A 23,214-nucleotide genomic window follows, 5' to 3' on the forward strand; every position below is an offset into this window, starting at 1 on the left:
GCTGGTAAGAAATGAAAGTAAATGTAACAGCTTAATAATCATTTAGTATCAAAAAAAGCAATAATCTGTTATTGATCATTTTGGTAAAATTTTGGAAATTATGTACAACAAACACTATCTTGAAATATTAGATAAAACAGAAAATAATTACAACAATTTTTATGGAAGAATCAAAAAACGGCATCAGTGCATTTTATGCCAAAACGCAGGCACATTGGCGCCAGTGGCTCGAAAAAAACCATGAAAAAGAAATATCTGTCTGGCTCATCATCTATAAAAAAGATGCATCGGCAAGCAGTCTTCCACATGCCAATGCAGTTGATGAAGCACTCTGTTTTGGCTGGATTGATAGCTTAACGGTTAAACGCGACGAAGAAAGCCGTTACCAGTTATTCTCCAAAAGAAAAGCGAAAAGCAACTGGAGCGCCATTAATAAAAACAAGGCTTTAACCATGATCGAAAAAGGGCTAATGCATCCTGCAGGACTAAAAACCATCGAAACGGCTAAAGCTAATGGCATGTGGGATGCTTTAAATGATGTTGAAAATCTGATCGTTCCAGCCGATCTGAAAAAAGAATTTGATGCCAATAATACTGCTTCTGGCCATTGGGAAAAATTTCCAAAATCGGTTAAAAAAGCAATCTTAAAATGGATTTCGGAAGCAAAACGCGAAGAAACAAGATTAGCCAGGATTAATGAAACGGTTAAGTTAGCTAAGGACAATGTGAGAGTTAAATGAGGTGGGAGTTAATAGACGGATTATTTAGTCCGAAGTCCTTAGTCGGGAGTCTTTAGTCAAGTTAACTTTTTTTTTAAAAAATCAACCAACGCAAATTTAATAGTTGACCATTAAGAAGTTAAGAAATTAAGGTATTAGCGATCCATGCGCAAAATTGTCATCCTGAACGCAGTGAAGGATCTTATTAAAAAGTTTTACTGTATTCAGTTTGATCATATAGCCAGTGGTTCTTAGATTAGGAATCCTTCACTGCGTTCAGAATGACAAACTAGGGAGAGGATGGAACCTTGCCGGCAATTATCCATGAACTATCAACCAATAAACTATTAACCAGTTTGGCATTTAGCACCAGTTAACCAATGACCAATGAACCAATGACCAATGAACCAATGACCAATGAACCAATGACCAATGACCAATGACCAATAAACCAATAACCAATGAACCAATGACCAATGACCAATAAACCAATAACCAATGAACCAATGACCAATGAACGCTAACTATTTAGCCTATTCCTGTATTCCGATGGTTTCATTCCTTTAATCGCCTTAAAAAATTTGTTAAAGTTGGTTGGATTATTAAAACCACTGGCATAACATACATCCGCAATGGAGTAATCTTCCGATTGGAGTAATTTACAGGCATGCCCTACCCTTATTTCGTTAATAAACTGGGTTAACGACTTCTGCGACCGCATTTTAAAAAAGCGGCAAAAGGAATTTGGGGTCATATTGCACAATTCAGCTACTTCATTAAGGTGTATATCATTGTGAAAATTTTTCATTAAAAACTGGTACACCTTATTAATCCGGTTACTGTCCTTTTCATCGTACTGATTTTTAAAGGTAATGCTGGATAAGTATTTAAAATCTTTTGCCCTGGCGAGTATCTTAATAATTTCGACTACGGCAACGATGTTTTCGAAACCATCATTATCTTCCAAACCGAGTAAAATCGCCTTAACTTTTCTACTGGTATCTTTTTCAAAAGCCAGCCCCCTTGAAGCCCTCGAAACCAGGTCTTCAACCAGGGTTAAAACGCTTTGATCGTCGGTTAACAATGAAAAAAAATCAATACTGAAATAAATAACGGTAGACTTTACCAGTTTATCGTCAAGGTCTTCATAACTTTTATCGTTCTGCCAGATATGTGGCAGGTTTGGCCCCATCAATACCAGGTCATCGTCTTCGAAATTCCCGATATGATCTCCAACAATCCGCTTGCCCTGGCTCCGCTCAATCCATACCAGTTCGCACATATCGTGAAAGTGGAAAGAGGAGATCAGCCTATTGTTATCAATGTGTTTGATACGGACGGATTTGTTCCCTGAATGGTTAACATTGATAAGTTCAGATCTCATAAAATATCACAAAAAGCCTAAATAAGTAAACTAAATTAATGATAAATAAGGAATAATAGTTATTAAGGGTAAAAAAATTTAAGTTTTTCCAAATATAGTTTTACAAAGCAATTTAAGCCAGACGTATTTTAGTATAAGTAAACATTTGATTATATGGAGTATACACTACAATCCGTTCAAATGTTTTTTTAACCAAAAAACTATATAAACTGTATGAAGAAAATTTTCCTAATCTGTTTCATGCTATTTCTATCCGCACTGGCTTTTTCGCAAGATAAAACCATTGTAAAAGGAACGGTACGAAACGCAGAACAACAGCTCCTCGCAGGTGTAAATGTGGGGGTAATCGGGCAGAACGTGGCTACAATAACCAACAAAGACGGCCAGTTCAGTATCCAAATTCCCAAACCAGCGGGAGCAAAATTAAGATTTAGTTTAGTTGGCTATACCACCATAGAAATTGCGGCCAATAGTGAACAAGGTTTTAACATTACCTTAAAAGAGGATGAAAAAAATGCACTTAATGATGTAGTGGTGGTTGGCTTTGGTACAACCAGCATACGGAAGAACACCACTTCTGTTAGCACCCTTAATACCGAATCGATTAAAAATGTACCGGTTGGAGATATGGGCTCGGCTTTGCAGGGCCGGATTGCCGGTGTTATTGTGCAGCAAGGTTCGGCAGAGCCAGGACAAAATGGCGCCAGTATTTCTATCCGCGGTAACGGAGAGCCCTTGTATATTATTGATGGCTTTGTATCAAACCGGCAGCGTTTTTTAACATTAAACAAAGCGGAGATCAAGTCGCTAACGGTTTTAAAAGATGCGGCATCTACAGCAGTTTATGGTATGAACGCGGGTAATGGGGTTGTGGTAATTACAACCAAACAAGGCGAAGCGGGGCAGTTAAGTTTTGATTATCAGAATAACTTTGCCTTTAACACGCCTTCTTATCCTGTAAAACGGATGAATGCATTTGAATATGCAACGTCTTTAAACAACCTGTACCAAGCACTGGGACAAGGTGTAAATGCTTTTAAAACGCCGGCAGAAATGACCGAAATCAGCAATAATTTATCCAGTTATACCAATTGGGAAAACGAACTGTTACGCAATTATGCGCCACAAAAAGAACATACGATTTCTGTTAATGGCGGAACAGACCGGTTGAAGTTTTTTGGCAGCCTAAATACTTTAGGGCAAGAGGGCATCATGAAATTTAATTCGTTAGACTATAACCGTTATAATTACCGGTCAAACGTGAGCAGCTATTTTGATAAAATAGGCTTAACGGTCGAATTAAATGTAAACGGCTCCATACTGGATGAAAAATATCCCCCTGCAAGTGCAGCTACCATCTACTCGCGCCTAAGGGACAGAAATCCTTTTGAGAAACCCTTTACGGCAGACGGTAACATTTCAAATCAGTTCGACAACCCAGCGCTACAGTTAAAAAGTCCGGGTTATATTAAACTAAGAACGGTTTACAACCAGGTGGCTGGTGCATTAAACTGGGCGGTACCTAAAGTAAAGGGACTTACTTTTGGTTTCAACGGGAATTATAACCTTACTACCCAGGATCGTGTAGACTGGATACAAACGGCAACCTATTATGATGATCAGGGCAATGCCACCAAAGAAGATCCGGCCAACATAGGCATCAGCCGCTCATCGTACATGACCAGTCAATACGATTTTAACTTCAGGGCGGATTACAAAACAAGCTTTTTAAACAAACACAATGTAGAAGCAACCCTGGTGCATACCAGACAGCATTATTATACCAACAGCTTAACCGCAGCTTCAAGAGGTTTTAATACTACCGAAATTAAACAGATCCAGAAAGGAGATGCAACCTTAATTACGGCTTCTAACACAGAAGGCGAACAGGCCTGGATGGGTTATGTAGGGCGTTTACACTACGATTACGACCGTAAATATATGGTCGAATTTGCAGGCAGGTACGATGGTTCCGATAACTTTCCGGATGGGAAAAGATGGGGTTTCTTTCCATCGGTATCAGGCGGATGGGCCATTTCTGAAGAGAAGTTTTTCGAAGGAATAAAAAGCAAAAAAGTATTGAATTACCTCAAACTTAGGGCATCGTACGGACAAATCGGCGTAAATGATTTAGACCATTACCTTTATTCTTATCTGCCAACTTACGATTACAACTCGAATGCTTATGTGGTTGATGGCAAGTTACAAAACAGCGTAACGCCAGGACCAACGCCAAGTGTTAACATCACCTGGTACGACCGTACCAAATACGATGCGGGTATTGATTTTTTTATGTTCGGCAGTAAACTGGAAGGTACAGTAGATTACTTTTTTGAAACCACAAAAGGTTTTTTATCGCCCGATGCCTTTCGCTACACCGATCCGATAGGATACGCGCTTCCACTGGTGGTTTCTAAAGCAGAAGACAGGATTGAAGGTTTAGATGGTTCATTAAAATACAACACCAAAATTGGAAGGGTAAATTTTAACGCTGGTTTCAACTTTACGTATTACCGTTCTATTGCTTTTAAAACCAACGAAGACAGTTTAACCCTGGCAAACCCACGTTTACGCTCGCAAGGGAACGAGAAATTTTATGTTGGAACAGGTTATATCGGTGCTAAATTTTACACCAATCCACAAGACATCTTAAACAATCCAAAACGCATTACATCAAGAGACCTCAGGCCAGGCGATCTTCAATATCAGGACGTAAACGGAGATGGTAAAATAGATGGTCAGGACCAGGCCAGATACGGGCACAATACTTCTCCAACTTTTGTATATGGTATCGATCTTGGAGCAAGTTATAAAGGATTTGCCGTTGCTGCGACCATTCAGGGCACTGGAGCCAGACAAACCTATTTCAGTAATGTGGCCATGGGCTCAGAAGGCGAAAGAAGATTGGATTTTGCTTTCCAAAATGATAACTGGACACCAAACAACCCTAATGCAACCATGCCAAGGGCCGGAAATGCATCATTAAACGATAATAACAATTATGCTTCATCCGATTTCTGGGCACGTAATTCAAATTATATCAGGTTAAAATCGGCAACAATATCTTACGATTTTAAATATTCCATACTTGATAAACAAAACTGGCTACGCAACCTTGTCATTTTTGCCTCCGGTGTAAATTTATTTGCTGTTGGTCCATCAGTAAAATATGGCGATCCTGAAGCAAACAACTTCGATGGCTACTCCTACCCGATGATGAGAACATATTCAGCAGGTCTTCAATTAGGTTTTTAAATATAAATAAAATGAAAAAATATAAATTAATATGGATTTTAGGTTTGATCGTTGTCGGCCTTACCTCCTGTAAAAAATTTCTGGATACGCAGCCTTATGATAAAATAACCGGTGAGCAGACCTGGAATAGCGAAAACCTTTCTACTGCTTTTATTTATCAGATTTACCAGGATGTACTGGCAAGCGACTCATGGTTATCGGGTTATGCACACAATTATTCTGCCCGCTCAGAAAGTGTTACCAAAAATGCCATGACAGGTACATTAAACAGTTCATACTGGTCAAAAGACCGTGCAGAGCTGATGACCAAAAACGACAATTACGGCTGGTTAGATTATGGTCTGCTCTGGCGCATACACACCGCCATGAAAAACATCCAGGCAAGTGCAACCTTTTCTGAAGCTTATAAAAAACGCGCTTTGGGAGAATTGTATTTTTTAAGGGCAGCGCATTATTTTATCTACGCTAAATTATACGGTGGTTTACAGGTCATCGATCGCGAACTCAGTCCGGATGAAAATTTGCAGATCCCAAGAAAATCGATCAAAGAAACTTATGATTTTATCCTTTCCGACCTGGATAAGGCGGCCAGCTCACTTCCTGCTGTTGCAGAAAGAGGAAGAGCCTCTTCTAGTGCAGCCAATGCCCTCTCTATGCGGGTGGCTTTACAGGCAGCGGCTTATGTAGATGGCGGTATCCCAAACAGCACCTACTACGATAAAGTAATCACAGCTGGAACAGTTTTGGGTTTAAACGCATCAGGTTCTCAGCTCAGCCCTTATGCTGATCTGTTCAGGAAGTACGAAACGGCCATTGCCGCCAGCGAAAATATCCTGATCAGAGAACGTTCTAAAACCAATACCTCTCTTTACGATATTCCGATGCAATACCAGGGCATGTGGTCAACAGGTAAGTTTTCGGCTTATGCAAAAATACATTTCCCCATCAATGTAACCATGAACTTTTGGGGCATGGACGGCGGTGCATGGCCAACCCAGGATTTAGTTGACGACTATTTGGTTAAAGATCTTGACGGAAGTATTAAATACTGGGAAAATGCTTCTTATGCAGCAACAGGTGCCAATGTAGACCAGAAAATGTACTTCAGCGATACAAAAAAGAGGGATTTGAGGTTTTACGCCACTGTTGCGTATGATAGCTGTTTATATTTTAACAACCAGGTAAGGGTATTTTTCAGGAGAGACGGTAACGTGAGTAATGCGAACAGTAAAATTAACGAAGGTTCTGCAGCAGAATATGGTTATAGCGCAGGAAACACCGAAAATTATAACTCTTCTACCGGTTACTCGATGATCAAATATTTTTATGATCAGATTTCCAGTTTGCCAAATCCCGGAGATCAAAAATTAGATTACTGTTTTTCGGTACTCCGTTATGGCGAGGCTTATTTAAACATGGCCGAAGCTTACCTGATGAAAGGTGATTTTGAAAATGCAAAAAGATATATGGTGCCTACCATGGTTAAACATGGTGGATTTGACGAAAGTAAAGCAAGTAGTTATCTCGCTTCACTTAGCGGTAATGTGTGGGGCAATTCTTTATTCGAAGCTTATAAAAGGGAAAGAAATGTAGAAATGGTGTATGAAAACAACGATCGTTACTGGTCGCTGTTACGCTGGGGAATGAGAACATCTGGTGGCGTTAAAAATGGTGAATATGCTACAGGTGGTTACGTTATTCCTGCTTTACAGGGTACCCTTCGCGGTATCCGCATTGCGAGGGATGGAAAAACCTATTCTTTCTTCACCGACAATAATGTAGTTGGAGAAGCAAGATTTACACCTAAACGGTATTTATTACCTATAAACGAAACCTTCCGTTTAAAATCAGGGATCAATCAGAACCCAGGGTGGGATTAATTTAATTTAACTTAATAGAAATGAAAAAAACGATAAAACCCCTGTTGAGCATCATAGCACTTGGATTAACTTTTTTATCTACAGGCTGTTTGAAGAAAGGATTGGAAGACCTGAATAATTCCAGCTTAAAAGTAATGTCGACTGTAGATTATACTTACCGGTTTTTATATACTGATACCATCCAAAAGGGAACCAGCAAACAGGAAATAGAGAAAGACCGGGTTTGTGAGGTACTTTTTAAAAAACAGACTGCCACACTTAACGAAAACGGCATTGATGTATTTAAAACGACCTTAACCTACGATATTAATTCGGTATTAAAAGCCGGCCCGACAGGTTCGGTGACCAAAGAAATGCTTTATGCCCAATTTGATAAACTGATTAAAGCGGAGCAATTGAGTAAACTATGGGTATATGTAACCGTTTCGGACGTGGCTACTATAGCTTCTTTAGATGATTCACCAAAACTGGGCGGCCCGGGAGATTTCTCAAAAGATCGCAGGTACAGAGTAACTGCAGCAGATGGTTCAAGCAAAGATTATCTGATCAGAACGGTAAAAGGATTTTAACCAAAATCAAACGCAATCAAAAGAGCCTGTATCCATATTATGGAACAGGCTTTTTTAATTTAAGAGCAATATTAATCAGATTACCGGGGTAAGCGAATACGAATCAGCATGGTATCTCTTTAACGTTATCTGTACAACAAACTACCCATTAATCCGCAGCAAGTCCGCATATAGTCCGCGTTTTAATATAAAAATGTGGACTATATATGGTTTTCTAACAGATTTGCAGTAAATTAGTGTGGTACAATGCGTTAACCTTAATACTAAAAAATATAAGGATAAAGCTTTTAGCAATATCTGATCATCATCATTTTAAAGTTATGGCCATATTGGATGGAAAGAGCCTGCGCGGTTCTATTGGAAATTTATCGTTTAGCAAACAGGGCAACATCAATGTTATAAGATCGAAACCCGGAAAGGGAAATGTAAAACAAACGGAGGCAACTAAAAAAAGTGCATCGGTTTTTGGCAGTTACATCAGTCCCCTATCCAAATACATCCGAATGTCTTTCCAGCACCTCTTAACAGGTTTTTACGATGGAGCAATGGTTAACCGGATGAATTCTGATATTTCGACTATCCTGTACCAATCCATTACAGCTGAGGGAACCTTTAAACTGGTTAAACAAAGTTTCGACCGCTTAACCGGTTTTAATTTTAACCTGGCTTCAGCATTAAACAAGAGTTTGTTAATAATGCCCGAAACCGTATTCACTGCAGATGAAGTAACGGTTAACATACCAGAATTTTCAGTTTCGAAAGGCCTGCGTTTTCCACCTAAAGCCCATAGCTGCACAATTGAAATGCAAGTGGTTCAATTTAACCTCGAAAAAGGGCTTTGGATGGTTTATCCGCAAGAAAGTATTGTGCTTAAAAAAGGAGGACTTAACCATAGCCAGATTTTTAGATATGGCTTACCAAAAGGTACTTTATGTTTAGTGGCCATAGGCGTTGTGTATCACAACCAATATGAAATTGTATTAAACAGCAAAACTTTTAACCCCATGGCTATTGTAGCCGCAGGTTTTAATCCAGGGAGTACTTTGGAAGAAGAAATAAAAAACTGGTATAGCATGTCGGTTAAGATGAAACCAGACGCCTGAAACAATATCCACTTCATATTATATCAGGTGGTTGGTTTTTTCGCTTTAAAACAGGTTGTTTCGCCATTTATTTTAGAAAAGCAGTATAATTATAATGGTAGAATATGCTGATATATCCGGGGGCATAGAAAACAATTGAGAAGAACCTTAAAAAGGATAATGCAGCAACCGTTTTTATTTTATTTTCGGAGAATAATACTTAATTATTCTCCGAAAATTTTATCAATCTTTATAAGTTGATACTTCACTGCAAGTGGCAAACGGTGTACCGTCGTTAGATTTTGTAACCATTACCTTGAAATACCTAAACGATTTTATTACGGGTAGCTTTACGTGGTTAGGGCCAGCTGTACCTAAAAGTTCGTAGGTACCAATGTTTTCCCAGCTTGTATTATCGTTACTTACGCTTAACTGTACCGTTTTTAACTTACTGCCCCCGTTACGTTGCATAAAGGTAAACCTGTTTACCGCAAGTATGCTCCCCATATCGATGGTAAAATATTGTGGCAGCACCGAGCCTTCACCTCCCCATTTACTAACCCACACCGTACTTACATCGCCATCTATTAAGTTTAAGGCTGCACCATTTTCATTAACTGTTTCCTGGCTGCTAAAATCCAATACCTTCCAGCTTGCTCTGTTATAGGCTGGCAGATCTCCAAATTGTACATCGGGTTTGCCCGCTACCATTTGGTAACTGTAGGTGTTGTCTTCTTTTGTTCCATTCTCGTGCAGAAAACTGATGTGCACATCATTTCTAAAATCTCCTTTATCTTTTATCTCCGCTAAAGGCATTTTTACATAGAAGCTATCTGTACCTATAGGTTTGGTAACCCAATGCTCTGAATCGTAATCTGCATCTTCCTCACTCCTTTTTGCATCGTTAGTAAAGCCTATGTACATTACCTTTTTGTTGCTCTTATACCTGCCCGAGATAATAATGCTTTGCGAAGCCTGATCAAAAGCAGCATTAAGTTTGGTTACCCTGGCTCCTGCTGGCTGGTACCAATCGGTACGGGTTACGGCACTAAAGGTTTGGCCTATGCTTAGCAAAGCGCAATCCCAGGAATCTAAATATGATTTTCCGGTAACAAAGCCTCCACCATTGCCGGTCATAATGTTGGTACCATATAGTGTGTTGTTGGAAATAAGGCCTCCATTATGCGGTAAACCCAAACCATGCAGCATTTCATGAAAATTACCCCCTATCCATAAAGACTGTTCTTTAATATCGCCTTGCTTATTCATATTGGCAATTTCCATGTATGGAAAATCTATAGCATAAGCCCAGTTTCCTGTTCCATAATAGGGAGCCTGTTGTTTGCCAAACTCATTTACAGCAGTTAGTATAAAAACATGTTCGCTTTTCTTTTTATCGGGATGGGCAGCAAGCCAGTCGTTTATTTCTACCGACATTGGCGCCGAACCACCATTGTAAGGGTAACTGGCTGTAGGGTTTTTACCATTAACGATATTAATCTCTACATCACCCGCTGCATCGGTGGCCAATCCAAAAGTCTTTTCTCCATAACCCCATTTTTTCATCCATTCGGTTGTATAATTTTGTTCGTAGCGCAAGTATTCAGTTATGCGCCTTTTATAATCGGGATTTACTTTCATATCAGATGGTACAAAGTACACCACCGTTAACTTATACGCAGATGCCGCTTGATTCTTCACCTCTTCTGGCTTTATAATTTCGGTTGTGGCAGGTTGTTTCTTACATGACATTACAGCCACGCTTAGTAAGATTACAAATAGTTTTTTCATTTTTTTAGGTAGATATATGTTAATTGTTTATAAATGTTTCATACGAGAATTTTTATTTTGAAATAACTTTAGAGCATGCTGAATACGCATCCTGAAATAATAATATTAATGGAGGATCGCATTTTTTTGTCGGGCCTTAGAAAAACACAACATTAAAAACAATGGTAATGATCAAAACGATTACACCTAAATAAAGTGGATTGGTGTACCAGGTTTTGCTTTTCAGGTCTTGTTTAGGTGTTAAGCTGTAAACCAGGCCTATCAGTTCTTTTTCGTCCTTCGCATTGGTAAATAGGCTGATCACGATGGTAAACACCAAACAAACTATAAATGAGACAGAAGCAATGGTAAAGGCCTGCCCTGTTGCTGAATAAAAATCGAATACATGTATAATCCACCCGCCTTTACCTTCAGCTACCGATAAACCATGCGTAACGGCCGCAGCACCAGTACCTAAAAGCAGCCCCCAAAAAGCGCCGTGGCCGGTGGTACGTTTCCAGAACATGCCTAAAAAGAAAGTGGCAAACAGAGGCGCATTTACAAAACTGAACACCAGCTGCAATAAATCCATAATGCTGTTAAAGCCACGCGCAACATAGGCTGTAGCGATAGAAATAAGAATCCCCAATATGGTTGTGGCCTTACCCACCATTAAATAATGTAAATCGGAAGCATTTTTTTTGATATGCGTTTGATAGATATCGTAAGTAAACACGGTGTTAAAAGCCGTAACATTGCCGGCCATACCGCTCATAAAAGAAGCAATTAATGCAGTAATGCCCAAACCGAGTAAACCGCTGGGATATAGTTTCTGCAGCAGTAAAGGCAATACCATATTGTAATCTTTATCGCCATTTACATTAACCGGCAGCTCGAAACCCGAATACTGACCTTGTAAGGCCAGCAGGATAATGCCGGGAAGAATTACAATTGCCGGCATTAAGATTTTTGGGAAAGCAGCTAAAACGGGTGTGCGTTGCGCCTCGTTAAGGTTCCGGGTAGACATGGCACGCTGTACCACCAAAAAATCGGTACACCAATAGCCAAAGGCTAAAACGAAGCCCAAACCAAAAACCATGCTAAAGGCATCTACTCCCATGGGGTTATTGGCCGGGCTATCCAGTCCTTTCCACACATGGAGTTTGGCATCGTCTACATGCTGTAAAATACCCGCTATGCCACCGGCTTTATCTAAACCGATGTATACCAATGGCGCTATTCCGATAATGATTAAAAAGAACTGTAAAACCTCGTTATAAATTGCACCTGTTAAACCACCCGAAAAGGTATAAATTAACACCACACCAGCGGCCAGCCATATCGATAAATCAAAATCCCAGCCTAAAATAACTTTCATCAGCATGGCCAGTGCATACAGCGATACTCCTGAGGAGAAAACCGTCATTGCAGCAAAAGCAAGTGCATTAAAGGTCCTGGTTTTTTCGTCGAAACGCAATTTCAGGTATTCGGGTACACTTCTGGCTTTACTACCATAGTAAAAAGGCATCATATACACCCCTAAAAAAATCATGGCCAAAGCAGCGCCCAGCCAGTAAAAATGCATAGTGTACAAACCATATTTGGCACCATTGGCAGCCATGCCCAAAACTTCCTGTGCACCTAAATTGGCCGAAATAAAAGCCAAACAGGTAATCCATAGCGGGATGTTATGCGAGCTGAGTAAAAAATCGTTACCTGTTTTGATTTTCTTTTTCAGTACCAATCCAATGCCCATTACCAATACAAAGTAAATGGCAATAATCAGGTAATCTATAAGTTCCGGTTTCATGTTAAAACAGAATGAATTATTTGGTTAGATATATAATTTCCGGCAAAAACCAATGACTAAGCTTGTTTGTAAGCAGCCGTTGGTAATCCGGTTAAATTTAATTTGATCATAAACAATGAGCCACTATGTGGAAATTGTTTTAATTCCTCTTCACTTAATCCATCTTTTGCGGTGGTAATCAGCATCTGGTTCATTTGTTTACCACCAAAGGCACAACTGGTTACATTGGGCGCGTTAATTTCAATTTTGCCTATACAATTTCCGTTGAAGGGATTATACCTGTTTACACAACCACCACCCCAAATGGCTACCCAAAGCATTCCATCACTATCGATACACATACCATCGGCTAAGGTGCCCGGTTCGGTAATCTCCACTACAATCCGCTCATTGCTGATATTCCCGGTAGCTAAATCGTAATCGAAAGCCTTAATGTGGTATAAAAAACTATCGATATAATATAAAGTGCGGTTATCCGGCGACCAGCAAATCCCATTAGATACACTTGTACCTTTAATTTTCCTGATTAGTTTACGATTAAAACAATACAGGTTACCTGCATGGTGTTTGGCTTCTAAATCCATGGTACCCACCCAAAGCCTGCCCAAAGCATCGCATGCGCCATCGTTACTGCGGTTCTGGGTACTTTCTTTAAATTTAACTAAAGTGGTGGTTTCACTGGTTTGCAGATCAATTAACGCAATGCTGCCCTGTAGTGCCACTAATAACTTATCATTGTCGGCAGGTGCCAACATTCCGGGCATATCCGGTATTTTATACGTAGCAAGCTTACCATTTTCCGGATTGCAGGTTCCAATCAGTTTACCCTTAATATCGATAAACAAGAATTTCTGCCATTCAGCATGCCAGCGCGCACCCTCACCTAAAATCAGGTCTGCTTTATAAAGTATGTCTGGCTTCCAAATATCCATTTACAGTTTAAATTTATGGCGTTTATTTTTTTCCTCTCAAGTCTCACATCTCAAATCTCAAATCTCCCTCAACTATCCTGCATCATCGCACTCCGTCCCCCATCAACTAAATAGGTAACTCCAGATGCAAAAGCGGCATATTCGCTCGATAAAAACACACACCATCCTCCTATTTCTGCTATGGTACCCAATTTTTTTACCGGGTGAAGTGCTACCGTACGCGCTCTTTCCTGATCAGAATCTGCAAAAGAATTAAACCATTCCTGGTTACCGGGCGTATCTATAAAACCCGGCGCAATGCCAACCGTACGGATAGCAGGCCCCCACTCTATTGCCAGGCTCCTCACCAAACCCGTTAAGGCTGTTTTAGCAATACTGTAAGGTGCGCAACCCGGTATACTGGCAAAAGCATGGTTAGAGGCCATTACGATAATTACGCCCTTGTTTGCCGATAATAAAGACCTGCAGCTTTTAGCCAGCCGCCAATGTGCAGAAAGGTTTAAATCCAAATTAAACTGCCAGTCATTTTCAGAGCAGTTTTCTAAACCCTTAAACACATTCTGACCTGCATTTGAAACTAAAATATCCAGCTTTCCATAATCATTGCTAATGTCTGCAACCAGTGTTTCAATATTTTCAGTTGAGGTCATATCGGCTTTAAAATAATCGGTTGGAGCATCATAAGATTTCATTTCCGACAAAAAATGCTGGGCTACATCACTTACTTCACTCTGTTCGGCACAACCTATTACGGTGCAGCCTGCTTTCGCCATCATTTTGGCAATTCCTAAACCAATACCTGAAGTAACTCCGGTTACCAGGGCTATTTTTCCACTTAAATCTATTGTTAATGCCATAAAATCTAATTTAAACCTGCGAGGTTTGTATTGATACTAAACATAAAACCCTGGCCTTGGCGTTAAAATACCAGGGTGTTTTTCCATCTCCGCTTCAATTAAATCGACGCCCAAACCTGGCCTGTCGCTCAGTTTTAAATGTCCGTTTTGGACCATATCTGCTATCGGATGCGAAATCACTTCATCGCGCCATGGCACATCGTTAAACATAAACTCCTGCCTGAAAAAATTGGGCACCGAAGCACAAACCTGTGCCGAGGCCAGTGTAGACAGCGGGCCGTTTGGGTTATGTGGTGCCAATAGCACGTTATAAGCTTCCATCATGGTGGCCATACGTTTCATTTCCGATGGTCCGCCACAACGGGTAATATCTGGCATCATAATGTCGCAGATGTGTTTTTCCAAAACATCCCGGATACCGTGGCGGGTATAATGACGCTCGCCTACACAAATCGAAACATTTGAAGGAATCCGGTCTCTCATGGCTTTTAAAGTATTGGCATTTTCTGGTCCTGCAGGCTCTTCGTACCAGGTAATGTTCAGTTCAGAAAGTCTTTGTGCCATGGTTACGGCCACGCGATAATTTAACATGGCATGGGTTTCGATCATGATATCAAAATCTGGCCCTACGGCATCACGCACGGCTTTACTGACGTTAAATGCCAGATCCTGCTGAGCGGCGGTAAGCTGCAGGTTCGATGATAAATCTTCGCCATATAAATAGTTGGTATGCGCAAAGGGGTCGAATTTTAAACCTGTAAAACCCGCTGCCTTTACCTTTTTCGCCTGTTCGGCATAATCTTCGGTATTATGACCGCCTCCGGTAAACCAATAGTTGGCATAAAGCAGGATATCTTTCCTGAAAGCACCTCCCAAAAGTTCGTAGCAGGGTACACCTAATACTTTTGCCTTTAAATCGAGCAGTGCCATATCTATACCGCTAATGGCACACATACTGGCGCCAAATGGCCCCATCCAGTTTAAATCCCGGTAAAGTTTTGTCCAGATAAAATCGGTTTTCATAGGGTCTAAACCAATAATGCGCTGACCAACATGTTTGGTGGCTTCGAAAACAATCGGACTGCCCGGCCAGTTAGTAGCTTCTCCAACCCCTGTGTGCCCGGTATCGGTATATATTTTTAATAATGTCCAGTTGTATTTTACCCCTCAACCAGCCATACTTTTACATCTGTTATTTTCATTTTGTTGTTGATTTTATCTTGTTGTGTTGGTGTTTATGCTAATTTTTAATTTATTATTTTCTATTTTTTTATCAGGTTGGTGAGTCACTAATCTTGGGATTAGGTATAAGCTTTAAGATTCCCAACCCGATAGTTATCGGGTTGGGAATGACGTAACGAATGGAGTACGCGAGGCTTATTGCAACCTAAAATTCACACTTCCTTTAAGCATTTTCCCCTTAATATTTGTCCTTCCATCGGTAAATGGTGAACCGTAAAAAGGCTCAGAACCATTGTTCCAATAATCTGCTACCAGCAATTGTATCTTTTCATCCTGCAACCAACTTCTTGATGCCTGCTTGCCATTGGAACGGATCACGATCTCCTGATCACCATTGCTTAACATTGCCTGCAGAATATTTTGTTTAGTGGATCTAAAATCATTCGATCCCATTTCATTGGCATCATCTTTCCAGAGTTCTGCACCCGGTTTTCCAAATTCTTCAACCGCAGGTAACCATCTGGCATTTAATTTAGCGGTTCCCTTATCGCGGGCAATGTCTTCTGCTGCATATACAGTAAATTCGCCTTTGCGTTTCCAGCTTAAGGTTTCAAAAGTTTTAGGCAACTGGAAAAGCATACCATACTGATAAGGTTTTTCCAGAGTGGTTTTCACCTCATAATCTACCCGCGTGTTTCCATCTGCAGAAAAAGTATAGTTTAAATTCCCATCCCCATTGGTGTAAGTTGCTTTGATATTGAAGGTAATTGCATCGGCAGTTTGGTTTACTTTAATCGAATTTGCAAAAATGGTGTACAGCGGATAATTTTTAATCGGATAGATATTGTTCTGATAAGTTTCGCCGGCTACATTGGGTTTACCCCCATCTTCGCTGTTCATTTCTATTACACTAAATACGGGTCCCTGCGCTAAAACTTTTTCACCTTTACTTGTGGCGCCTGATATTATACCTGTAATTTTGTTAATGGTATAATTCACCACTCCCTGCGTTACAAAATAAGCCATTTCATTTTCGGTATAACTTAGCGGAAGCTTTTTTGTATCAATGGGTTCTTCAGTCTGTTTTAAAACAATCAGTTCTTCATTTACGACATTGCCTGATGGATCTTTAAAGGAAATGTACACTTCTTTTGTATCTTCTTTTACCGGCACTTGCAACACTCCTTGGCTGTGTGGTTTAATGGCTGATGTTAGACGGATAGGTGTTCCGTCAACCTTTACATTAATTTCTACCTCGCTGAGCGAGATAAAATCATGACGGTTTTCAATTTCAAGCAGCATTTTCCCATTTTTAATAGTGGGTTGATGCACGTTTTTAACCACAACAGGCGAATAGGCTTTTTTCATGCCCCAATACTCAGGTTTTAACCTGCGCCAGGCATCAATTGGTCCCCAAGGACCATAACCTACAATATTACCATCCGGCAAATGGAAAGTATCATCAATACCGCTCCAGATGGCACCACCCAAATTGCCTTTGTGTACATACATGCTATCGTACATTTTAACCAATGATGGGCCATAACTTGCCCTTACGCCTGGATCAGTTAATAATTCGCGGCGGTTATAGGTACTGATATGGGCATATTCGCCAAATAAGGTAGGCCTTTTCATGGTATCGGTAGCCGCCGGACCATTGATGCCCGGATAATGGTAATTGGCAATATCTACTTTGTTGCCTCCATTATTGAAGCCGCCCCAACATTGATCGTGAAAGGAAATTGGTCTTGTGGGATCTAGTTTTTTAGCTTCGCGATACACTTTATCCCATAGCGGACTCCAATAACTCTCGTTACCTAAACTCCAGATGATAACCGAGGCATGGTTTTTACCAGCCTGCATTTTTTCAATGTTGGCGGCCAGCATGTAAGGATAAAATTTCTCGTCTTTATAATTCCATAACTTCCAGATGGGTGAGGCACCGTGCTGGATCCATGTTAATGAGCTTTCGTTTTCTACAAACAAACCAATGCTATCTGCTATGGCCAAAAAACGTTCGCTAGGTGGGTAATGCGAGGTACGGATGTAATTGCAATTGGCCTGTTTAAATAATTCGGCATCTTTTAATTCCAGTTCATCGCTGATGGCGCGTCCGGTGAGTGGATGTACGGAGTGACGGTTTACCCCTCTGAGTTTAACTGGCATTCCATTTACAAAAACCTGGTTGCCTTTTACTTCGACTTGCCTAAACCCTATTTTTTGATGATGGCTTTCTGTTATTTTACCATTAGTAATCAAAGCTGTGGTTAAAGTATATAAATAAGGTTGATCGGTATTCCATTTTATGGGATTTTTTACCGCAATATGGGTGTCGAGCAAAGCAGATTTTTCTCCGGATATTGCAGGCCATGGCGTTTTTACGTTGGTAATGATTTTCCCCTTAACATCAGCCAAAGTGTACTGTACCCGACCAGCTGTTCCATTTTGCCCCTGGTTATTGATCAATGCCTTAAGGTTGATTGTGACATTGCTATAATTTTTATCCAGTTCGGTAACCACGGTTAGATCAGCCAGGTTTACTTCGGGCAATGCAAACAAAGTTACATTACGCAAAATACCCCCAACAGTATGTACTGCATATTGCGAGGTACAGGCTAAAATATCGCTGATGGTATTTGCCTGCACATCAACCTGTAGCAGGTTTTCGCCAGTTTTAAGCGCATCGGTAATATCTACTTCGAAGGGAACAAAACTACCTTCATGTTCGGCCAGTTTTTTGCCATTAATTTTAACTATTGCATGCGAACTTACGCCATCAAAACGGAGTTTAATGCGGTTTCCTTTCCAGCCATCCGGAATATTGATTTCGCGGCTGTAAGTTGCGGTTTCGCCGGTATTAACCGTATAACCTTGCATTACCCACTCGCCCGGAACTTTAATCGTACCTTTTTTACCGGTCTGTTCAAATTTCCATTCGCCATTTAAAGAAATAACCGGTTTATTACTGTTTTGCACAATTGACGGGATTGGCGAAAGCGTACTGGCGATGCCACTGTTCTGTGCCATTAGCTGTAAAGCTGTACCCGTTACCAAAGCGAGGATAAGCCATATTTTGCGCCTTGCCTTGTAATTGTAAATTTTGTTTGTTAACATGATGTTATTTTATAAAAATGTTGTCAGTCTGGGCCAATTCCTCATTCCAGCGCAGGCGGGAATCTTAAGCTTACGGACCGCAAATAATTATCGTTATGATATATCCACTATTATTTCAACTGAAGCATTACACTGTCCTCTATAATATCACCTGCTTTTAAAGAACGATCCATTTTTTCTGCATGTCCTCTAAAAAAACGTTCAGCACCCATATTGCTGTAACCTGCTATTAAAGCTTTAATGCCCTGTGTTTCTTTCCAGGCCCTGATGTGCTGCTCACCGTTGGAGGCTACCTTAAAGGAAGAAGTTCCATTGCTTAATTGGGCAGAATTGATGTACATCTTTGTGGAACGGAAATCGTTGGTACCCAAATCATTCCGATCTAAGCTCCAGGGCGTAGATGGTAACTTAGCAGGCCCTGCCGGACCTGAAACCTGATTAGCAGAGGTTAACAAGGCTTTGCCAACTGGCCTTCCAATATGTTCGGCAGGATAATAATCCCACTGTGCATTTCTGTTCCATTCTAACTCTTGGAAACTATTGGGCAAACCGAACACTAATCCCCATTGGCGCGGATTAATTTCTTTTTTGATGGTGTACTTATAATCGATTTTCACCTTGCCATCGGCAGAAAAGACATAACTGGTGGTACCACTGGCTTCGCTATAGGCATCGGTGATACTTAACGTAAAGGCACTTTTGGCTTTATTAAATTTAATATCCTTTACAATCCTGTTTTTGCATACATCTGTAAAAGGATCGAATTGTTGGCGCTCACCTGTCATTTGTGTTCCCCTGCCCTCACCAGTTAAGGGTAGAACCATTAACCTGGTGCCGGTATTCCAAACCGGTTTACCATTATTGCTTACCTGCTCTACATCGCCACTCACCAGGTTAAACTGAACATTTAAGCTACCGCTTTTGGCAGTTAAGGTATTGCCCGATTGGTTATAAATCCAGGATTGGCCGGCTGCTTTTGGTGCTGCAGTTAAATCGCTAACCGTTGGTACAACCGCGAACTGGTAAATATCAATGAGTACGCCACGGGGATCGTAAACTTTGATCGTCATTTTATCAGTTGGCAACGGTTTTTTACTCACCATAACGTTGGCCGTTGTTTTACCGTTTCTCTTTAGATCAGCGGTAATCAGGCCAGTTTCGTTAGCCAGATTCCATTCTATTTTACATTCGTTCAGGTTACTAAAAAGCAGCCTGTTTTCCAGTTCTACGGCTACTTTGCCGTTATTCCAGTTACCGGCCAATTTAATTTTTACCGGTGAATAGATTTTTTTCATGTGCCAGTACTCTGGTTTTGGTCTTCTCCATCCATCAAACGGTCCCCAGGTACCATAACCAACCGTTTTTCCGTTTGGTAAAAAGAAAGTGTCATCTATACCGGCCCATATTGCACCGCCCAAAACAGCATCGGTACGGTACATGTTTTCCCACATGGCCTCAAAACCGACTCCCCAGGCATCACGAACACCAGGATCGGTAACCAGTTCTAAGCGGTTGTAGGCATTTAGGTGCACGTACTCATCAAAAACGATCGGACGTTTGTAATTCCGGTAGGTTTGCGGACCTGTTGGACCTGGATAGTGGTGATTGGTAATTTCGAGATCACCCTCATCTGCATCTGGTCCGTATTGGCTAAAATTACGGGGACGGGTTGGATCAAACTGTTTAACCAACTTAGCCGTTTCCTTAAAATATTCCGCGTATTTTCCACTCTCATTGCCGATAGACCAGGTAAGCACTGCAGGGTTAGACCTGAAATAGTTAACCATATCTAAAGTTTGATCGACCATTAAGGTTTGGTAAATTTCGGTCCCTGCGGGTACCTCAGTATTTTCGGCCCAGCAAAAAGGTGCTTCCACTTCTAAAAACATCCCCAGGCGGTTACAGGCATCAATCAGTTCTTCGGCCGGAGGATAGTGCGAAGTACGGAAATAGTTTACATTGCCTTCCCTGAACAGTTCGACGTCCTTTTCCCACATATTATCACCAACCGAGCGGCCCCGCAAAGGCATGGTTTCGTGGTGACAGATGCCGCGCAGTTTAATTGGCATGTTATTTACAAAAACCCTGTTCCCACGAACTTCGATCTGACGGAAACCAATATTTTTGGTAATCACATCTTCAGTTTTTCCATCTTGTAAAATACTCAGTTTTAACACATAAAGATTGGGATGTTCCGGATCCCATTTAGCCGGTTTTAAAACATCGAAACTGATGTTCTGCTGCAAGTACTCACTCTTAGCAATAGATTGATCAACCGTAGCCGTTTTTTCGGCCACCATCGTGGTTCCATCCGCTTTAAACAATTCTGCTTTTATCGTCAGTCGGTTTGTTTTTATGCTTTGTTCGTTCGCAATAATGACATCGGCACTTAAAGTGGCATTCTCGTAATTTTTGTCCAAAATGGTTTTGACATCTGCGTAAGCAAAATTTACGGGTTCCAGGGCCATTACGTATACTTTTCGTGAAATACCGCCCAAAGGATGTACGGCATAGGTTGATGCGCTGGCCAAAGAATCGGCTTTGCTTTCTGATTTTACTTTTACCAGTAATTCATTGTTGGCGCCCCATTTTACCGCATTGTTAATGTCGATTTCGAAAGGGGTAAAACCGCCTAAATGTGATGCGGTTTTCTTTCCGTTTACCCAAATTTCTGCTTCGCTGTAAACCGCATCAAAACGGAGTTTAATACGCTTGTTTTTCCAGCTTTCCGGAACCTCGAAGTTCTTTTTATAACCGGCGTAAACCGAATTTTTCACTTCAAAACCCTGCATTACCCATTCGCCTGGCACCTGAATATTTTTATCGGTGGGTAATGTGTTAATATCTGTTGAAAATTGCCAGGTTCCGTCTAAAGCAATTTTATTTGGTTGTTTTGAGGCCGCTGGCGAGATGCGGTTGAGTTTTAGTAATTGTTTATCGGCTGTGCTATAGGTGATTTTTTGTATCTGCGCATGTGCCGCGATTGCGAAAAACATTATAGCTGTAAAAATTCTATAAAATAGTTTCATTTGTGTGTTTGATTTATTTTTTGAATTTCCCCTTTACATAATCCCATATTTCTCGAAGGCTTCTTTCGCACTCATCCCTTCAAGTATTTTATTCTGCACCATTTTTTCACCCCTGGCCTTTTCAAGTGCCAGATTTATTACTTCGGCTTCGTGCTGTTTCGGCACAATGCAAACGCCATCTATGTCACCTACCACAATATCGCCGGGATTTATCAGTACGCCTTTAATTTCGATAGGAACCCTATAATCGATTACTTTACCCCTGGGTGCCTGGTCTTGAGCATAATTACCATAAGAAAATGAAGGAAAATTGAGGTGTAAGATGCCTTTGGTATCTCTGGAGTAACCATCTACCACTGCTCCTGCAGCGCCTAAAATCTGCGCCCTTGTACTCATTAATTCGCCCCAGAGCGCATAATCAGGGGATGCACCTGTGCAGATATATACTTCATTTTTTTTCAGGTCATCCAATGCTTCGAGCATTAAACCGAAAGGCTTTTTCAGAACCGGATTACTGCTTTCGTAAGTCCCGCATTCCAGTACATCGGCTTCAAGCACGGGCATGGCCCTGCCTGCAATAAACATATCAGGATGTAAGGGCTGTATCTGCGGAGGCAGAAACTGATGAAGCAGTCCCATTTTATCCATAATATCGCCTATTACAGCGGTATAAAGTTCTGTTCTTATAATCTCGAAAAGCTCATCGTCATTTTTCCATTCTGTGGGTATAGCTGTCATTTTCTTTTAATATAGGGATGCTTGTAACAGGAAAATTAATTAGCCAAAATTGTATAATAACCAAAGAAAATATTTAATGATAGTTATCTATTTATTAAACTTTTTTAACGTAAAATCATTACCAAAAGGGATACTATTGACAATTTACTTCATTTTAGTTAAAATTTAAGCCGCAAATTTAGATGAGCGTAGGAGGTTGTTAATTAAGCGCCTGGTTAATAACAAAAGTAAGCAATTGTGAGTAGAGTTAGCCGTTTGGAGTTGGGGGTTTGGAGTCAATTAACCGATTTAAAGAAATAACCGATTAATCAATGACCAATGAACTAATGACTAATGGACAATGGACCAAACTAATGACTAATGAACTAATGACTAATGGACAAGTCTGGCGTTTGGAGTCAGTTAACCAATTTAAACAATTAACCGATTAACCATACTCATAAACAATTTGTTTTTCACTTTTTAAATGTAACTTTGTTGCATTGAATTATTCAGTCTATAAATATCGTCGCGAATTATTTGCCCGTATATGGGCGCTTTTGCTATTGTCGATATTTTTAAATGCGACACTGATTGAAAGCCTGCATCACCATGTGGCAGGAAAAGTAAGTTATTGCAAGCAAAGTTCTGCTTCTGCTCATCAGCAGTTAGATTCGGCCAAGTTAAAATGTAAACTGTGCGAGGTTTTAAAACACCGCTCTCATTTTTTCGATCTGCCTGCTCCTATAACATTCGCTCTATCTATTGTTAAACCTGAAGTTAAATCTTGTATTTACTTCGAGCAGCATACCTCTGCCTATCTCCTATCCTGTACCAATAAAGGTCCGCCACGCTTAGGAGCTTAATCCGGTTTCCGGATTTTCTTTTTATTCTTTAATTCAATTCATTCTGTT

The 23,214-nt window shown here is 40.6% G+C and carries 15 protein-coding genes; 6 read left to right on the forward strand and 9 right to left on the reverse strand.

Features of this window, described 5'->3' with window-relative positions:
- Positions 1 to 161: 161 nt before the first annotated feature.
- The gene (locus H9L23_RS14750) at positions 162 to 740 is read left to right on the forward strand and encodes a YdeI/OmpD-associated family protein (protein WP_187591131.1); all 579 of its coding nucleotides are present in this window, start codon (positions 162 to 164) and stop codon (positions 738 to 740) included.
- 499 nt (positions 741 to 1,239) lie between these two features.
- Here the strand turns inward: H9L23_RS14750 and H9L23_RS14755 are convergent, their stop codons facing one another.
- On the reverse strand, positions 1,240 to 2,103 hold the full coding sequence (locus H9L23_RS14755) for an AraC family transcriptional regulator (RefSeq protein ID WP_187591132.1): 864 nt from the start codon (positions 2,101 to 2,103) through the stop codon (positions 1,240 to 1,242).
- A gap of 213 nt (positions 2,104 to 2,316) precedes the next feature.
- On the opposite strand from H9L23_RS14755, the gene H9L23_RS14760 reads away from it, so the two are divergent.
- The 4 genes from H9L23_RS14760 (at position 2,317) to H9L23_RS14775 (ending at position 8,910) form a co-directional block, all read left to right on the forward strand.
- Positions 2,317 to 5,358, forward strand: coding sequence for a SusC/RagA family TonB-linked outer membrane protein (locus tag H9L23_RS14760; protein WP_187591133.1), 3,042 nt, complete (start codon positions 2,317 to 2,319; stop codon positions 5,356 to 5,358).
- An 11-nt stretch (positions 5,359 to 5,369) separates the two neighbouring features.
- Positions 5,370 to 7,238 (forward strand): RagB/SusD family nutrient uptake outer membrane protein, encoded by a 1,869-nt coding sequence (locus H9L23_RS14765; protein WP_187591134.1) that lies wholly within the window; start codon positions 5,370 to 5,372, stop codon positions 7,236 to 7,238.
- A 20-nt stretch (positions 7,239 to 7,258) separates the two neighbouring features.
- The gene (locus H9L23_RS14770) at positions 7,259 to 7,807 is read left to right on the forward strand and encodes a DUF5018-related domain-containing protein (RefSeq protein WP_187591135.1); all 549 of its coding nucleotides are present in this window, start codon (positions 7,259 to 7,261) and stop codon (positions 7,805 to 7,807) included.
- Positions 7,808 to 8,127: 320 nt separating this feature from the next.
- Positions 8,128 to 8,910: a hypothetical protein gene (locus H9L23_RS14775; RefSeq protein ID WP_187591136.1), complete on the forward strand. Its 783-nt coding sequence runs from the start codon at positions 8,128 to 8,130 to the stop codon at positions 8,908 to 8,910.
- 222 nt (positions 8,911 to 9,132) lie between these two features.
- Here the strand turns inward: H9L23_RS14775 and H9L23_RS14780 are convergent, their stop codons facing one another.
- The 8 genes from H9L23_RS14780 to H9L23_RS14815 all read right to left on the reverse strand — a co-directional run bounded on the left by H9L23_RS14780 (position 9,133) and on the right by H9L23_RS14815 (position 22,321).
- A complete protein-coding gene (locus H9L23_RS14780) occupies positions 9,133 to 10,680 on the reverse strand; it encodes a discoidin domain-containing protein (RefSeq protein ID WP_187591137.1) in 1,548 nt (515 codons plus the stop codon).
- Between the two features lie 136 nt (positions 10,681 to 10,816).
- Positions 10,817 to 12,469 carry a sodium:solute symporter family protein gene (locus H9L23_RS14785; RefSeq protein WP_187591138.1) on the reverse strand — a complete coding sequence of 551 codons (1,653 nt, stop codon included), beginning with the start codon at positions 12,467 to 12,469 and terminating at the stop codon, positions 10,817 to 10,819.
- 56 nt (positions 12,470 to 12,525) lie between these two features.
- Positions 12,526 to 13,401, reverse strand: a complete 876-nt coding sequence (locus H9L23_RS14790; RefSeq protein WP_187591139.1) for an SMP-30/gluconolactonase/LRE family protein — start codon at positions 13,399 to 13,401, stop codon at positions 12,526 to 12,528.
- A gap of 68 nt (positions 13,402 to 13,469) precedes the next feature.
- On the reverse strand, positions 13,470 to 14,258 hold the full coding sequence (locus H9L23_RS14795) for an SDR family NAD(P)-dependent oxidoreductase (RefSeq protein ID WP_187591140.1): 789 nt from the start codon (positions 14,256 to 14,258) through the stop codon (positions 13,470 to 13,472).
- Positions 14,259 to 14,294: 36 nt separating this feature from the next.
- Complete coding sequence (locus H9L23_RS14800) at positions 14,295 to 15,395, reverse strand: mandelate racemase/muconate lactonizing enzyme family protein (RefSeq protein WP_246474957.1); 1,101 nt, start codon at positions 15,393 to 15,395, stop codon at positions 14,295 to 14,297.
- A 240-nt stretch (positions 15,396 to 15,635) separates the two neighbouring features.
- Positions 15,636 to 18,554, reverse strand: a complete 2,919-nt coding sequence (locus tag H9L23_RS14805; RefSeq protein ID WP_187591141.1) for a glycoside hydrolase family 2 TIM barrel-domain containing protein — start codon at positions 18,552 to 18,554, stop codon at positions 15,636 to 15,638.
- 110 nt (positions 18,555 to 18,664) lie between these two features.
- A complete protein-coding gene (locus H9L23_RS14810; protein WP_187591142.1) occupies positions 18,665 to 21,550 on the reverse strand; it encodes a glycoside hydrolase family 2 TIM barrel-domain containing protein in 2,886 nt (961 codons plus the stop codon).
- Positions 21,551 to 21,616: 66 nt separating this feature from the next.
- The gene (locus tag H9L23_RS14815) at positions 21,617 to 22,321 is read right to left on the reverse strand and encodes an RraA family protein (RefSeq protein WP_187591143.1); all 705 of its coding nucleotides are present in this window, start codon (positions 22,319 to 22,321) and stop codon (positions 21,617 to 21,619) included.
- Positions 22,322 to 22,803: 482 nt separating this feature from the next.
- Here H9L23_RS14815 and H9L23_RS14820 point away from each other — a divergent pair, with 482 nt between their 5' ends.
- Positions 22,804 to 23,166 carry a hypothetical protein gene (locus H9L23_RS14820; RefSeq protein ID WP_187591144.1) on the forward strand — a complete coding sequence of 121 codons (363 nt, stop codon included), beginning with the start codon at positions 22,804 to 22,806 and terminating at the stop codon, positions 23,164 to 23,166.
- Positions 23,167 to 23,214: the final 48 nt, after the last annotated feature.

Origin of the sequence: Pedobacter roseus (genome assembly GCF_014395225.1) — a bacterium.
Lineage (GTDB): Bacteria > Bacteroidota > Bacteroidia > Sphingobacteriales > Sphingobacteriaceae > Pedobacter > Pedobacter roseus.